We start from the raw sequence: 13,598 nt of genomic DNA on the forward strand, positions 1-13,598 counted from the left end.
CGAGATTTTGGCAACTTTGCGCCAGGTTTCGATGCCGGTTCTGCAAATCGTGCTTCTGGCATGGGGCGGCGAGGGCTTATTCAGACCTTCCTTAGCTGGGGCGAAATCGGGTAGATTCCGGCTGAGGCGCGCGCCCGACGCTCGTGACGACAAGCCGGTTTCGCATCGACGGAAAGGGACGGGGTGGATGTGATGGATCACGGACGCATGCGATGGATCGTGCTGGCGCTGGCAGCGATCGCGGGTGTAGCGCTGCTGTATCGGCACATTGCCACGGCTCCCGGCGCCGCCGACGCACCGACGCGCGCAGGCACGGAGGGCGCGATGGCGCCCGCCGATTCGCCGCATTCCCCTCCCACGGCCCCGCCCTCGATGCAAGCCGCGAGCGACCTCGACGATCGCCCTTTCGTCGAGGCGCGCGCGGAACTGGAACGCCGCGCCGAGCGCGGCGACGCACGTGCCGCCGCGCGGCTCGGTCGCGCATTCGCCCAATGCAACGGCTACGTGCCGGTGGACGACGCGCAGCTCGAATCGTGGGTGGTCGAAGCGACCGCGCGAGGGGTCGTGTTCAACGAGGGTGACCATCCGCTCGGCCCGGATGCCCTGCTCGCGCGCCTGAAGGCGAACCAGGCGCAGAGGGCGCGCGATTGCGCCAACGCGGGCGGCATCGACGAAAAGGATCCGTGGCCGCTCGCGTTCCGCTGGACCGAACGCGCCGCCGCGCTCGGTGACGCCGACGCGCAGGCGCTGTACGGCAGCCTTGCGTTCGCGACCTACAGCGCGCGCTCGGCGATCGTCGATGCGGAGGAACTGCGCGAGCGCAAGCGGATCGCACGCGACTATCTCGAACGCTCGCTCGCGCGCGGCGACGCGCTCGCGTTGCAGCAGATGTACTTGCACCATGCGCACGGCACGCTCTACCCCGAGGACGCGGAAGCCGCCTATCGTTATCTGTATGCGTACTCGCTGACGCCGCGTTCGGTCGAACTGGCGCCGGATGCCTTGGCACGCCTGCTCGACGAAGCGGCCGCCCCACTCGACGACGCTGCGCGCGAGCGTGCGCGCAGCGCGGCTCGTGCGCTTGCTGCCTGCTGCATGTCGCCGGGTGCGCCATGAAGCGGCTCCCGCGGTACGCGATCGCCACGGCCGGTATCGCCCTGGTCGCGGGCGCATGGCTCGCGCTGCGGCATGAGCGCACTGCGGACGTCGTCGCACCTGCGCCGCGTGTCGAGACGCCGGCCGCCGCTGCCCTTGCCCCAGCCCCTTCGCCCGCCGCGTCGCCCCCGGCGCGCCCGGCGGCGCCGCCGGCCGTAGCCGCGGCACGACCGTCGGCGCCCGGGGTCCCCGCGCACGAATGGCCCGACTACCGCACGCCGTTCGGCGAAGCAGTGCAGCAACTTCGCGGGTGGGCGGACGCCGGCGACATGAAGGCCGCGATCACGCTGTCCTCGCAACTGAGCTTGTGCACGCCCCATGGCCTGCGCGTAGCCGAGGCCTCCGACGACGATGATCGCCGCTCGATCATGATGGACGCGACGGACGAGCATTGGACAGAAAGCCAGCGCGAGACACGCCGCGCCAACATGATGCAGCGGATCAACGAGAATGCGGAACGACGTGCCGCCTGCGCAGCCCTGCCGCACGACATCCTCGCGCATTGGCTCGACCCGATCGATCGCGCCGCGCAGTCGGGTGACACCTATGCGATGCGTGAGTACGCGCGCCTCGCGATGGGCGAGTACGACGGCGTGGCGGCCGTCGTCGCCGACGTCGACGAAGCGATCGCGCGTCGCGACAAGGCACGCGCCTACCTCGACGAGGCAGTGCGTCGCGGCGACACCTCCGCGCTCGTCGACCTCGCCGGCGCCTACGGCGAGGCGCCGACGATCAACCTGTATGCCGCGGATGCGGCGCGCGCCCACGCCTACGCCTATGCCGCCTTGCAGGCCGCGGACCTGACCGGGATGGAGCGCGACCAGATGACCTGGTTGCTCGACCGCAGTGCGCGCCCGCTCGATGCATCCACGCTCGCGCAAGCCGAAGCCGAGGGACGCCGGCTGTACGCGGAGTGTTGTGCCGGGCATTGAACGGCCGGAGCGCAGTCCCGGCGAGAACCCGGCCCCATCGTTCGAGGCATGCGCGTTGGCGCGTGCAAGAAGGGGCCGTCGGACGAGGTGCCGAGGGCCACGCTGCGGATCGGCCGTCGCGTGATACTGGCCGTTCAGGACCGGTCGTTCACGATGAAGTGAACCGCATAGGTGGAAGTGCCATGTTCGACACTCTCAAGGCGCGCTGGCGCGCCTTCATCGCCGTACCGCGCGGGGAGCGGTTCCTGGCACATCATCGCCGCGCGCATCGCGACGGCGCGGCGGGATGGGTGCGCTATGCGGTCATGGCGGGCGCGTCGCTGATGATCGTGGTCGGCATCGCGATGCTCGTGCTGCCGGGGCCCGGGCTGCTCGTGATGCTCGCGGGCGCGGTGTTGCTCGCGGAGGAATCGGCATTCGTGGCGCGGGTGATGGACCGGATCGATCTTGCGGTCGCGCGTGCGGGGCGGAGGTGGCGGCGGGGGCTGCGGGCTGAGGGCTGAGTCGCGTAGGCTGGATCAAGCCGTGCAGCGGCGGATAGGGCGCTTGCGCGCCTCAGCAGCCAACAATCGTTGGGGGAGCCGGCTTCATCTACTGCGGCGCTTGCGCCCGTCGCGAGTTCGGCCAGATCGTCCGGAATGTCCTTCGAGTACGCGCGTTTGCGGATCGCCCAAATGTCTCGGACCTTGCGTGGGGCTTTCTGGCCCACCGGCTTCCCTTTGTTCCACGGAGCCGACCGAATCTCGACAGAGGCGTAGAGTTTCGCGGCGCACAACTCCATCCGTTCGCCCTGAGCGCAGGCCGCAGACCCAGTCGAAGGGCCATTGCCCTCGACGGCGGGCGCATCGACTCCGCCCGCTTCGCGGGCTGCGCCCAGCAATTTTCGAAGCGTCGACCCGGTGAAGACAGGTGCTCCCACGGATTCGACCGCCTCGGCGCAGGCCCGCGAGCGGCAGGGGTGATGTGCGTGGTTTCGTCGATTTCGATCAGGGCCTTGCCGCGGGTGGCGCCGCGGGCGCGTCGGCGGCGTACACGCGCCGTCCGCTGACCCAGGTCTGCAGCACGCGCGTCTTCCAGATCTCCGATGGCGCGACCTTGAAGTAGTCGCGGTCGACGAGGATGAAGTCGGCCCGCTTGCCGGGCTCGAGCGTGCCGACCGCGTCTTCCGCGTGGCCGGCCCAGGCCGCGTCGAGCGTGAACGCGCGCAGCGCCTCGATGCGCGTCATCGCCTGCTCCGCGTGCCAGCCGTGCGGCGGATGGCCGTCATGGTCCTGGCGCGTGATCGCCGAGTACAGGCCGAAGAACGGATTGGCCGACTCGACCGGGAAGTCCGAACCGCCGGCGATGCGCGTGCCTTGCTTGAGGAACGTGCGCCACGCGTACGCGCCGCGCAGGCGCTCGCGACCGACGCGGTCCTCGGCCATGTTCATGTCCGAGGTCGCGTGCGTCGGCTGCATCGAGGCGACCAGGTCGAGCGACTTGAAGCGCGGGATGTCCGCCGGCGCGACCACCTGCGCGTGCTCGATGCGGTTGCGCAGGCCGCGCGCATCGGGGTGCTTCGCGTAGACGCTCGCGAACGCGTCGAGTACTTCGCGGTTGGCGCGATCGCCGATCGCGTGCACGCCGACCTGGTAGCCCCTGCCGACCGCCTTGTCGATCATCGCGGTGATGTCGGCGGGGGGATGGAACAGCAGGCCGCTGTTCGCACGGTCGTCGGAGTACGGCGCGAGCAGCGCCGCGCCACGGCTGCCGAGTGCACCGTCGGCGTAAAGCTTGACCGCGCGCACGTCGAGGAATCCGTCGCCGTAGCCGCTGAGCGGGCCGTCCTTGGCGATCGCATCGAAGTCGGCGCCGACGTCGCCGATCATCGCGTAGATGCGCGTGGTGAGCTTGTGCTCGTCCGCGTAACGGCGGTACAGCGCATAAGTGCCAGCGTCGATGCCCGGGTCGTGCACGCCGGTGAGGCCGACGCTGGCCATCTCGGCGAGCGCGGCATCGAGCATGCGCGCGGCCTCGGCCTCGGTCGGCGCCGGCACGTGGCGCTCCACCAGCGCCATCGCCGCGTCGACGAACACGCCATTCGGGTTGCCCTCCGCATCGCGTTCGATGCGACCGCCCGGCGGATCGGGCGTGTCGCGCGTGATGCCGGCGATGCGCAGCGCCGCCGCGTTCGCCCAGGCGGCGTGGCCATCGACGCGATGCAGCCACGCAGGCCGATCGGCGACGGCGCGGTCGAGCTCGTGCGCGGTCGGGAAGCGGCCGAGCTTCCACACGACCTGGTTCCAGCCGCGGCCGATGACCCAGGCGTCGTCGGGATGCGCGGTCGCGAACGCGCGCACGCGCGCGAGTGCGTCGTCGAGCGAGGTCGAAGCGGTGAGGTCGGCGCGGATCTTCATTTCACCCAGGCCCATCACGTGCCCGTGTGCATCGATGAGGCCCGGCAGCAGGACGTGGCCGCCGCCGTCGACGACGTCGGCCTTGCCGGCCCGGCGCGCGAGCCCGGCGTGCGAACCCGTCGCGACGACCTTGCCGTCGGCGACGAGCATGGCCTCGAAGCGTTGCAGCTTGCCGGCGCGGTCGAGCGTGTAGCCGTCGACGTGGTCGAGCAACAGCTCGCCCGCCCCGGCGGTCGCGGCGCCCAGGGCCGCGAAGAGCGCGATCGGCAACGAGTGGAACAGGTGGACAATGCGCATCGAAGTCCCCGCCTCCGCTGGAATTCCGCAACGATAGCGGTTCCGGCGCCGGCCCGGTACCGCTCCCCGGCGCGCGCATTGCTTGCGCCCGGCGCGAACTCGGCGGCATCCTATGCCCGGACGGCGCCGGGAAGGGCCGCTGCCGCCCGCTGCGCGGGTCCAACAGGAGTGACTTCGCCGCGCATGATCGAATTCGGACACAGCACACACGTCGGCCTGCGCCGCGAGCACAACGAGGACACCTACTACGCCGACGCCGAGCTCGGCCTGTGGCTCGTCGCCGACGGCATGGGCGGCCACGAGCACGGCGAAGTCGCGAGCGCGCTCGCGCGCGACACGCTCGTGCGCGAGGTGAGCCGCGGCACCGAGCTCGTGCGGGCGATCCAGATCGCCGACGAAGAAATCATCCGCCATTCGACGCGTCGCTCCGAAGCCCTGCCGATGGGCACGACGATCGCCGCCCTGCGCCTTTCCGGCGAAAGCGCGTTCGAAGTCGCCTGGGTCGGCGACAGCCGCATCTACGTGTGGAACGACGGCCTCAGGCAGCTGTCGCAGGACCACTCCTACGTGCAGGAGCTGATCGACCAGGGCGCGATCACCAGCGAACAGGCGCGCAGCCATCCGCACCGCAACGTCGTCACGCAGGCGCTCGGCGTCACCGACCCGCAGTCGCTGCGCGTGGCGAGCATGCGCGGCGAACTCACGCCGGGCATGCAGCTGCTCATCTGCAGCGACGGCCTCACCGAAGAAGTGAAGGACAGCGCGATTGCCGCGATCGTCGGCCGCACCGACCTGTCGGCGCAGGAATGCGTCGACCACCTCGTGCTCGCCGCGCTCGACGGCGGCGGCTCCGACAACGTGACGGTGATCCTCGTCCGCGCGCGTTGAATCCCTGCCGGCCGGCTTGCTGCGCGAGGCCGTGATGCTCCCCGACGCATAGGCTGGATCGAGCCGCGCAGCGGCGGATCCCGCGCTCGCGCGCCTTGATCCACCCTACGTTGCTCTTCGCCGTCGTGGCATCGGCGCAAGGCCCGCCCTACGCGGTGGCGGCGATCGGCGCGGCTTCCGTTTCGAGACGGCGCCACACGCACGCGCCGCGGCTCGCCTTGTCGATCGCGGCGATGCGTGCCTCGTGCAGGACGATCTCCGCGTCGAGCGCGCGCAGCACGCGCGGTCGGGTGACGATGCGCAGCTCGGCGGCGACGCGCACTTCGCCGGCGACCGCTTCGTCGCCGAAGCCGAGTGCGCCCTGGCCCGAGGTGAGGGCGAGGTAGACGTCGGCGAGCAGGTTCGCGTCGAGCAGCGCGCCGTGCAGGCCACGGTGGCTGTTGTCGATGTCGAGGCGCTTGCACAGCGCGTCGAGGCTGTTGCGCTGGCCGGGGTACTTCTCGCGCGCGAGCACGAGCGTGTCGAGCACCTGCGCGCGCGCGCCGATGCGCGGCTCGGGGATGCCGGCGCGGGCGAGCTCGGCGTCGAGGAAGCCGATGTCGAAGCTCGCGTTGTGCGCGATGATCTCGGCGCCGTCGATGAAGTCGAGGAATTCCTGCGCGATCTCGGCGAAGCGCGGCTTGTCGAGCAGGAACTCGTCGGCGATGCCGGTGACCGCACGCGCACCCTCGTCGATCTCGCGATCGGGATTGAGATAGGTGTGGAACTCGCGCCCGGTGCGGCGGCGCTGCACGAGCTCGACGCAGCCGATTTCGATCACCCGGTGGCCGCGCTGGACTTCGAGGCCGGTGGTTTCGGTGTCGAGGATGATCTGGCGCATTGCGGCCTGGTACGAGGGCTGAGGACTGAGGGCTGGAGCGTGGAGGACGGCGGCTCTTCTGGCAAGGCTTTGGTGGATCAAGACAACGGCGTGCACTGCAAGCCGCGCGCGGCGACGCTTGCAACCCTCGGCCCCTCAGCCCAGCCCTCGAACCAGCATCGCCGCCTGCCGCGCGAGTTCATCCACCCGCTCGTTCTCGTCATGGCCGTTGTGCCCCTTGACCCAATGCCAGCGTACCTCGTGCGCGGCGAGTGCGGCGGAGAGGCGCTCCCACAGGTCACGGTTCTTCACCGGTTGCCTGTCGCTCGTGCGCCAGCCGTTCGCGCGCCAGCGCGCCATCCATTCCTCGACGCCGCGCTTGACGTACTGCGAATCGGTCGTGAGTTCGACCTTGCATGGGCGCGTGAGCGCCTCGAGGCCGGCGATCGCGGCCATGAGTTCCATGCGGTTGTTGGTCGTCTGCGCCTCGCCACCGCTGAGTTCCTTCTCGCGATCACCGAAGCGGAGCAGCGCGCCCCAGCCGCCCGGCCCCGGATTGCCGAGGCAGGCGCCATCGGTGAAAAGTTCCACCACCGGCTTCGCGCCGCTCATGCACGCACGCGCCGGCTCGGCACCGCGAGGGAAGGACGCGGCGTGACCGCGCGCAGCGGTCGCTGGCGCAGGGGCGTCAGCACCGAGCGCTGCTTCGACGCCGACACCATCCACGCGCCGCGCAGCGGCGCCAGCACGCGCGCGCCGTCGGCGCGCCCCACGGGCGTCGGCCAGCACGTGCCGAGGGTCGAACTCGTGCCCGGCGTGAGCTGGGCGTGCAGCAGGCGACGACGCAGCGCGTCGGGATGGCGTGCGTGCGGCAGCGCGACGCCACGGCGCGCCTGCCAGTGCAACCAGAGCATCCAGGGACTCCAGGGATTGAGGCCGAACCACAACAAGGTGCCGCCCGGCGCGAGCACGCGCGCGAGTTCGTCGACGAGCGCTTCCGGCGCGGCGAGCGCGTCGGCGGCGTGCTGCACGACGATGAACTGGAACGCATCGCTTTCGTACGGCAGCGCATCGACCGCGCAACGCACGTCGCCGGCGAAGCCGCTACCCTCGACGTGCAGGCGCGTCGCGCTCAGGTGGCGCAGGTCCGCCGCCAGCGCGCGATTCGCCGCGCACGCCTGCAGCAGCAGGGCCGCACCCGCGGGTTGGCGCAGCACCAGCGGCGGCAGGCGTGCGAGTTCGTCGCGCAACAGCGTCTCGAACTCGGGCAGCACGAACAGGTTGTCGGGACCGGTGATCACGCGGCAGCGGATTCCAGGTGGCATTCGTCGCCTTCGGCGACACTCTTCGCGGATCAACGACTTGGCATCGATCCTTCGCGACCGGTGCGCGTCGCACACCGCATCGCGGCGGGCGCAGTGTAACGCGAGCGGCGCCGGCCTAATGTTCGTTTAACGTCAGCGGCGGCGACGCTGGCCTATAGTCCGGCGCCGATGATCCTGACCGCCCTGCCCGCGCTCGCCGACAACTACATCTGGCTGCTCGAGCAGGGCGGCGATGCGCTCGTCGTCGATCCGGGCGAGGCCGGACCGGTCGAGCGCGTGCTCGCCGAGCGCGGCCTGCGCCTGCAGGCTATCCTGCTCACGCACCATCACAATGACCATATCGGTGCCGCGCGCGAATTGGCCAGCCGCCATGGCAGCCGCGTTCACGCGCCGCACGACGAACGCATCGCCGCTGCCGACGTGCGCGTCGGCGACGGCGATCGCGTCATGCTCGAACGCCCCGCCTTCACCTTCGACGTGCTCGGGGTCCCCGGGCACACGCGCAGCCACATCGCCTTCCATGGCGCCGGCGTGCTTTTCTGCGGCGACACGCTGTTCAGCGTCGGCTGCGGACGCCTGTTCGAGGGCACGCCGGCGCAGATGCTCGCCTCGCTCGAGCGCCTCGCCGCACTGCCGGACGACACGCGCGTGTGCTGCGGCCACGAGTACACGCTGGCCAACTGCGCGTTCGCGCGCACCGTCGACCCCTCGAACGCGGCGCTCGCCGCGCGCACGGAACAGGCCACCGCGCGACGCGCGCGAGGTGAGCCGACCGTGCCGTCGACGCTCGCCGACGAACGCGCGACCAATCCGTTCCTGCGCATCGACGCGCCCGCGCTGCGTGACACCCTCGGGGTCGACGACCGCGTCGCGCGTTTCGCCGAACTGCGCCGGCGCAAGGACGAATTCCGGATGCCCGCGCCGTGATGCGTCGCGACGTGCGCGCCGCGCTGCTCGGCGGCGGCCTGCTCCTGCTCGCCGCGTGCGCGGCGCCACCGACGCGCGCGCCGCACGCGCCGCCGCCGGCGCCACCCGCGCCGCTGCCCGCCCCCGCGACCACCGCGCCCGTGCCACCCGCGCCCGTCGCGACCGCGGAAGAGCGCTCGCTGTGGGGTCGGCTGCGCAGCCTGTTCGCGATGCAGGGCTGCGACTACAGTCCGGGCGTGCAGCGCTGGGCGAAGGCGTACACGCAGTCGCCGCGCGCATTCGTGGCGAGCTGGAAGCGCGCGCTGCCATTCCTCGGCCTCGTCATCGACGAACTCGAACGCCGCGGGCTGCCCGGCGAGTTCGCGATGCTGCCGTACGTCGAAAGCACTTACCAGCCGATCGCGACGCGCGGCGACATGGCCGCCGGCATGTGGCAGATCGTCCCGGCCACGGCGCGCGCCGCCGGCCTCGTCGTGCGCAAGGACTACGACGGCCGCCTCGACGCGCTCGCTTCGACGCAGGCCGCGCTCGACCTCATCGGCGATTACTACCGCGAGTTCGCCGACTGGCGCCTCGCCGACATGGCGTTCAACAGCGGCGAGTTCCGCGTCAAGCGCCTGCTCGGCGACCGCGACGCGCGCGACCTCGATGCCGGCGAACTCGGCCGGCTCGCGTTCAACCGCATCACGCACGAACACCTCGAGCGCCTGCTCGCGCTGGCATGCATCGTCGAGGATCCCGCGCGCTTCCACGTCACCCTGCCCGAGCCCGGGCCGGACCTGCGCCTGCGCGTGACCGAGCTGCCCGCGGGCATGGACGTGCGCCTCGCCGCGCGGCTCGCCGGCGTGCCGATCGACGACTTCAAGCGCTGGAACGCCGCGTACCGGCGCAACCGCATGGCCGATGGCGTGCCGCATCGCCTGCTGCTGCCGGAAACGCGCGTCGAACGTTTCCTCGTCGCCTCGCAAGCGCTGCCGCAGACGCTGTGGAACGACTGGCGCGAGGAGCGCGCCGCACGCACGAGCGGCATCGGCAGCTGGGCGAGCCAGCTCGGTATCCCGGTCGCGGTGCTCGCCGCGGCCAACGCGGTCGGCGAGGATGCGACCGTGCTGCCGGCGACGCGCCTGCTGCTGCCCGGGCACGAAGCCGAACCGGTCGAAGAAGCCCCGTCCGGCGCGCGCACGCACGTGGTCGCCGCCGGCGATACGCTGTCGGGCATCGCCCGGCGCTACGGCATCCCGCTGCGTCGCCTGCGGCAGCTCAATCCGCACGCCGGCCGCATGCTGCACCTCGGCGACAAGCTGCGGCTCGACGCGGGCTGATCCTTCCGGCCGTACGCGGCCGCACGGCGCCCGCCGGGGGAATGCGCGCTGGTAGAATCCGCGCTTTCCGCTGCGACGATCTTGGAGAGCACATGGGTTTCCTGCACGGCAAGCGCGCCCTCGTCACGGGCATCCTCAGCCAGCGCTCGATCGCCTGGGGCATCGCCAACGCGATGCACCGCGAAGGCGCGCAGCTCGCTTTCACCTACGTCGACGAGAAGCTGAAGAGCCGCGTCGACGAAGCCGCGACCGCGTTCGGCTCCAACATCGTCCTGAAGTGCGACGTGTCGAAGGACCAGGACATCGAAGCGCTGTTCGCCGACCTCGGCAAGCACTGGGACGGCTTCGACATCCTCGTGCACTCGATCGGCTTCGCGCCGGGCGAAGCGCTCAAGGGCGAGTTCCTCGACGGCCTCACGCGCGAGAACTTCGCGATCGCGCACGACATCTCCAGTTTCAGCCTCGCCGCGCTGGCGAAGGCCGCACGTCCGCTGATGAAGGGCCGCGGCGGAGCGATCCTCACCCTCACCTACCTCGGTTCGGAACGCGCGCTGGCGAGCTACAACGTGATGGGCCTCGCCAAGGCCAGCCTCGAGGCGAACGTGCGCTACCTCGCCTACAACCTCGGTCCCGAGGGCACGCGCGTCAACGCGATCTCGGCCGGGCCGATCAAGACGCTCGCGGCATCGGGCGTGGCGAACTTCCGCAAGATGCTCGATCACGTCGAGGAAAACGCGCCGCTGCGCCGGAGCGTGACGATCGACGAGGTCGGCAATGCGGCCGCGTTCCTCTGCTCGGACCTCGCTTCGGGCATCACGGGCGAAATCACCTATGTCGATGCGGGCTACAACACGCTCGGGATGACCGGGATCTGAGGTTGGCGGGCCTCGGGGGTCGTCGAAGATCAAAATGGATGCCCGCTTTCGCGGGCATGACGTCGAGGGGACTCCGGGCGTGTACCCACTCCCGGCCGTTTCCCGACGGGTCCACAACCTGACTCGACGTCATTCCCGCGAAAGCGGGAATCATTTTGGGGTATGCGACGACGCTACGAGCGAAGATCACCAGGCGATGTCGGCCCACAGATCCCGCCACTGCGGATTCGCCGTCTCGATCAGCTCGAGCTTCCACGCGCGTTTCCATGGCTTGAGTTGCGTCTCGCGGCGGATCGCAAAATTGAAATCCGCATGCCATTCGAACCAGACGAGCGCCTTCACGCCGTGGCGCTTCGTGAACCCGTCGATGAGCCCTTCGCGGTGCTCATGGATACGCTGGCGCAGCCAACCCGTCACGCCAACGTACAACGTACCTCGCGGCCGGTTCGCGAGGATGTAGACCGCGGGTTGGCGAATCGCCATTCGACCCTCGTATTCGTTCGAAAAAACAAAATGGATGCCCGCTTTCGCGGGCATGACGTCGAGGGGGACTTCGGGCTACCTGGACGTCATTCCCGCGAAAGCGGGAATCCATTTTGCTTCTCGCCCCGGCGAGCCGCTGTCAGCGGTCGTCGCGCCGACGCGTCGGCAGGATGCCTTCGCGAACGATGTCGCAGATCGCCTTCACGTCGCCGTCCATCGCGCGATCGCGTGCCATGAACGCGATGCGCTCGCGGATCTTCGCGTGCGCGGCGCGCACCGCTGCGCCGGCGTGGAAGTCGGCAGCTTCGGCGAGTGACTTCGCGAGCGCCTGCACTTCGGCCTCGAACTGCGCTCGCGTCGGGTGCGTCGTGTCGGGTGCATTCGCGACCTTCGCGGCGAGCGCGCGCCAGTCGCCGCGCTGGGCGAGGCGGCGTGCGGCGTTGAGCATGTCCTGGCGGTAGTCGAGCGCCTGCGCTGCCGTGTAGAGCTCCAGCGCGAGCACGTGGGCGAGGTCCTCGGTCATCTCGAGGACATGCCGCGCTTCGTTCGCGCCCATCGAAACGTGGTCCTCCGCGTTCGCGCTCGTCGGCACCGAGTACACACTAGCGGGATGCGCGCGCGTCGCGAGGTCGTTGACAAGCGCGGCAGCGGTGTACTGCACGATCATGAAACCGGAGTCGGTCGCATCCTCGTTGCCGATCAGGAACGCCGGCAGGCCGTCGTTGGTGGCCGGGTCGACGAGCTTGTTGAGGCGGCGCTCGGAGATCGAGGCGAGCACGGGGATCGCCGCCTTCACGTAGCTCATCGCGAGCGCGAGCGGCATGCCGTGGAAGTGGCCGGCCGAGATCACCTGCTCCTCGATCACCTTCGCATCCGGCGCGTCGGGGAAGATCAGTGGATTGTCGGTGACCGCATTGAGTTCGATGTCGACGATGCAGCAGGCCTGCTCGTAGGCATCGCGCACCGCGCCGTGCACCTGCGGCATGCAGCGCAGGCAGTAGGCATCCTGTGGCTGGTGCTTCTTGCCGCCGCGGAACGGCAGGAAGCGCTGGTAGAACGCCTCACGGCCGTGGCGCTGCGACGGCGGCACCCAGTCCCAGGCGATGTCGAAGCCCTGCTGCTGGTCCTGCGGGTCGCTCCATGCCTCGGCCGACCAGCCGCGGAAGCGCGGCACGAGGTGGTAGGCGATGTCGACGAGCGTCGAGTCCTCGAGCAGCTCGCGCACGTGCGCGGCGGTCGCGACCTGGCCCGGGTGCGGCCGCAGCGCGTGCACTTCCTCGCGCAGCGCGCCACTGCGACCGGCGAATGCATCGAGCGTCATCGACGCGGCGAGATCGGCGGTGTCGAGCAGTTCGCCGAGGCGTTCGAGCGCAAGCGCCGCGGTCGCGAGCATCTGCGTGGTGCCGTTGTTGAGCGCAAGGCCTTCCTTGAACGACAGCTTGACCGGCGCCAACCCCGCGCGACACAGCGCTTCCGCGCCGGGCAGGCGTTCGCCGCCGAAGAATGCCTCGCCACCGCCGAGCAGCACGATCGCGAGGTGCGACAGCGGCGCGAGATCGCCGCTCGCGCCGACCGAGCCCTTCTGCGGGATCACCGGGATCACGTCGCGGTTGAGCAGTGCGGCGAGCGCCTCGAGCGTCGACACGCGGATGCCCGAATGGCCGCGCATGAGCGTGTTGATGCGGATGCCGAGCATCGCGCGCACCACGTCCGCGCCGAACGGCTCGCCGACGCAGACCGCATGGGTGATCACGAGGTTGTGCTGCAGTTCCTCCAGCAAGGTCTCGCTGCGCGGTTGCGGGTTGCCACCCGGCAGTTCGTCGCGCACGCGGTGCGCACCGAGCAGCTTGTCGGCATTGCTGCCGAAGCCGGTGGTGACGCCGTAGATCGGCTCTCCGCAGCTCACCTTGTCGGCGAGGAAGTCGGCCGCGCGCTGCACGCGCGCGAGCTGCGCAGGGTCGAGCCCTACCCTCGCGCCGCGCGCGATGGCGGCGACCTGGGCGCGGGTGAGGCTGTTGCCGTCGAGGAGAATCGAGTGGGTCATGGCTTCATATCCGGAATCAACTACCGACGTCATTCCCGCGCAAGCGGGAATCCATGGCCGGTCATGCGGAAGATCAACATGGATGCCCGCTTTCG

The 13,598-nt window shown here is 70.2% G+C and carries 13 protein-coding genes; 7 read left to right on the forward strand and 6 right to left on the reverse strand.

Annotated features, from left to right (window positions below; all coding sequences use genetic code 11):
- Nucleotides 1–207: 207 nt before the first annotated feature.
- The 3 genes from EV148_RS17555 (at nucleotide 208) to EV148_RS17565 (ending at nucleotide 2,590) form a co-directional block, all read left to right on the forward strand.
- On the forward strand, nucleotides 208–1,116 hold the full coding sequence (locus EV148_RS17555; RefSeq protein ID WP_132000161.1) for a hypothetical protein: 909 nt from the start codon (nucleotides 208–210) through the stop codon (nucleotides 1,114–1,116).
- A 308-nt stretch (nucleotides 1,117–1,424) separates the two neighbouring features.
- Nucleotides 1,425–2,087 carry a hypothetical protein gene (locus tag EV148_RS18580; protein ID WP_158287533.1) on the forward strand — a complete coding sequence of 221 codons (663 nt, stop codon included), beginning with the start codon at nucleotides 1,425–1,427 and terminating at the stop codon, nucleotides 2,085–2,087.
- A gap of 182 nt (nucleotides 2,088–2,269) precedes the next feature.
- Nucleotides 2,270–2,590 carry a PGPGW domain-containing protein gene (locus EV148_RS17565; RefSeq protein ID WP_132000162.1) on the forward strand — a complete coding sequence of 107 codons (321 nt, stop codon included), beginning with the start codon at nucleotides 2,270–2,272 and terminating at the stop codon, nucleotides 2,588–2,590.
- Between the two features lie 483 nt (nucleotides 2,591–3,073).
- On the opposite strand, the gene EV148_RS17575 is transcribed toward EV148_RS17565, so the two are convergent.
- Complete coding sequence (locus tag EV148_RS17575) at nucleotides 3,074–4,780, reverse strand: amidohydrolase (protein ID WP_132000163.1); 1,707 nt, start codon at nucleotides 4,778–4,780, stop codon at nucleotides 3,074–3,076.
- Between the two features lie 183 nt (nucleotides 4,781–4,963).
- On the opposite strand from EV148_RS17575, the gene EV148_RS17580 reads away from it, so the two are divergent.
- Nucleotides 4,964–5,668: a PP2C family protein-serine/threonine phosphatase gene (locus EV148_RS17580; protein WP_132000164.1), complete on the forward strand. Its 705-nt coding sequence runs from the start codon at nucleotides 4,964–4,966 to the stop codon at nucleotides 5,666–5,668.
- 148 nt (nucleotides 5,669–5,816) lie between these two features.
- On the opposite strand, the gene dnaQ is transcribed toward EV148_RS17580, so the two are convergent.
- The 3 genes from dnaQ to EV148_RS17595 form a co-directional block, all read right to left on the reverse strand.
- The gene (dnaQ, locus tag EV148_RS17585) at nucleotides 5,817–6,548 is read right to left on the reverse strand and encodes a DNA polymerase III subunit epsilon (RefSeq protein WP_132000165.1); all 732 of its coding nucleotides are present in this window, start codon (nucleotides 6,546–6,548) and stop codon (nucleotides 5,817–5,819) included.
- 135 nt (nucleotides 6,549–6,683) lie between these two features.
- Nucleotides 6,684–7,139, reverse strand: coding sequence for a ribonuclease HI (gene rnhA, locus EV148_RS17590; RefSeq protein WP_132000166.1), 456 nt, complete (start codon nucleotides 7,137–7,139; stop codon nucleotides 6,684–6,686).
- Nucleotides 7,136–7,828 (reverse strand): methyltransferase domain-containing protein, encoded by a 693-nt coding sequence (locus EV148_RS17595; protein WP_158287534.1) that lies wholly within the window; start codon nucleotides 7,826–7,828, stop codon nucleotides 7,136–7,138. The genes rnhA and EV148_RS17595 overlap by 4 nt, the downstream gene beginning before the upstream one ends.
- Before the next feature lie 192 nt (nucleotides 7,829–8,020).
- On the opposite strand from EV148_RS17595, the gene gloB reads away from it, so the two are divergent.
- From gloB to EV148_RS17610, 3 genes are all read left to right on the forward strand, one after another.
- Nucleotides 8,021–8,779 (forward strand): hydroxyacylglutathione hydrolase, encoded by a 759-nt coding sequence (gene gloB / locus EV148_RS17600; protein ID WP_132000168.1) that lies wholly within the window; start codon nucleotides 8,021–8,023, stop codon nucleotides 8,777–8,779.
- A complete protein-coding gene (locus EV148_RS17605; RefSeq protein ID WP_241988143.1) occupies nucleotides 8,779–10,101 on the forward strand; it encodes a transglycosylase SLT domain-containing protein in 1,323 nt (440 codons plus the stop codon). Before gloB ends, EV148_RS17605 begins: the two co-directional genes overlap by 1 nt.
- 92 nt (nucleotides 10,102–10,193) lie before the next feature.
- Complete coding sequence (locus EV148_RS17610) at nucleotides 10,194–10,976, forward strand: enoyl-ACP reductase FabI (protein ID WP_132000170.1); 783 nt, start codon at nucleotides 10,194–10,196, stop codon at nucleotides 10,974–10,976.
- Nucleotides 10,977–11,162: 186 nt separating this feature from the next.
- Here EV148_RS17610 and EV148_RS17615 read toward each other — a convergent pair whose 3' ends face one another.
- Both EV148_RS17615 and EV148_RS17620 read right to left on the reverse strand, forming a co-directional pair.
- Nucleotides 11,163–11,459 (reverse strand): GIY-YIG nuclease family protein, encoded by a 297-nt coding sequence (locus tag EV148_RS17615; protein ID WP_132000212.1) that lies wholly within the window; start codon nucleotides 11,457–11,459, stop codon nucleotides 11,163–11,165.
- A gap of 139 nt (nucleotides 11,460–11,598) precedes the next feature.
- Nucleotides 11,599–13,503, reverse strand: a complete 1,905-nt coding sequence (locus EV148_RS17620; RefSeq protein ID WP_132000171.1) for an HAL/PAL/TAL family ammonia-lyase — start codon at nucleotides 13,501–13,503, stop codon at nucleotides 11,599–11,601.
- Between the last annotated feature and the right edge of the window lie 95 nt (nucleotides 13,504–13,598).

Origin of the sequence: Dokdonella fugitiva, from assembly GCF_004342425.1 — a bacterium.
GTDB lineage: Bacteria > Pseudomonadota > Gammaproteobacteria > Xanthomonadales > Rhodanobacteraceae > Dokdonella_A > Dokdonella_A fugitiva.

Coding starts and splice junctions, on each gene's coding strand:
- EV148_RS17580 (WP_132000164.1), top strand. CDS start 4,964: ATGATCGAATTCGGACACAGCACACACGTCGGCCTGCGCCGCGAGCAC.
- EV148_RS17575 (WP_132000163.1), bottom strand. CDS start 4,780: ATGCGCATTGTCCACCTGTTCCACTCGTTGCCGATCGCGCTCTTCGCG.
- rnhA (WP_132000166.1), bottom strand. CDS start 7,139: ATGAGCGGCGCGAAGCCGGTGGTGGAACTTTTCACCGATGGCGCCTGC.
- EV148_RS17615 (WP_132000212.1), bottom strand. CDS start 11,459: ATGGCGATTCGCCAACCCGCGGTCTACATCCTCGCGAACCGGCCGCGA.
- EV148_RS17620 (WP_132000171.1), bottom strand. CDS start 13,503: ATGACCCACTCGATTCTCCTCGACGGCAACAGCCTCACCCGCGCCCAG.
- EV148_RS18580 (WP_158287533.1), top strand. CDS start 1,425: ATGAAGGCCGCGATCACGCTGTCCTCGCAACTGAGCTTGTGCACGCCC.
- dnaQ (WP_132000165.1), bottom strand. CDS start 6,548: ATGCGCCAGATCATCCTCGACACCGAAACCACCGGCCTCGAAGTCCAG.
- EV148_RS17565 (WP_132000162.1), top strand. CDS start 2,270: ATGTTCGACACTCTCAAGGCGCGCTGGCGCGCCTTCATCGCCGTACCG.
- gloB (WP_132000168.1), top strand. CDS start 8,021: ATGATCCTGACCGCCCTGCCCGCGCTCGCCGACAACTACATCTGGCTG.
- EV148_RS17610 (WP_132000170.1), top strand. CDS start 10,194: ATGGGTTTCCTGCACGGCAAGCGCGCCCTCGTCACGGGCATCCTCAGC.
- EV148_RS17605 (WP_241988143.1), top strand. CDS start 8,779: ATGCGTCGCGACGTGCGCGCCGCGCTGCTCGGCGGCGGCCTGCTCCTG.
- EV148_RS17555 (WP_132000161.1), top strand. CDS start 208: ATGCGATGGATCGTGCTGGCGCTGGCAGCGATCGCGGGTGTAGCGCTG.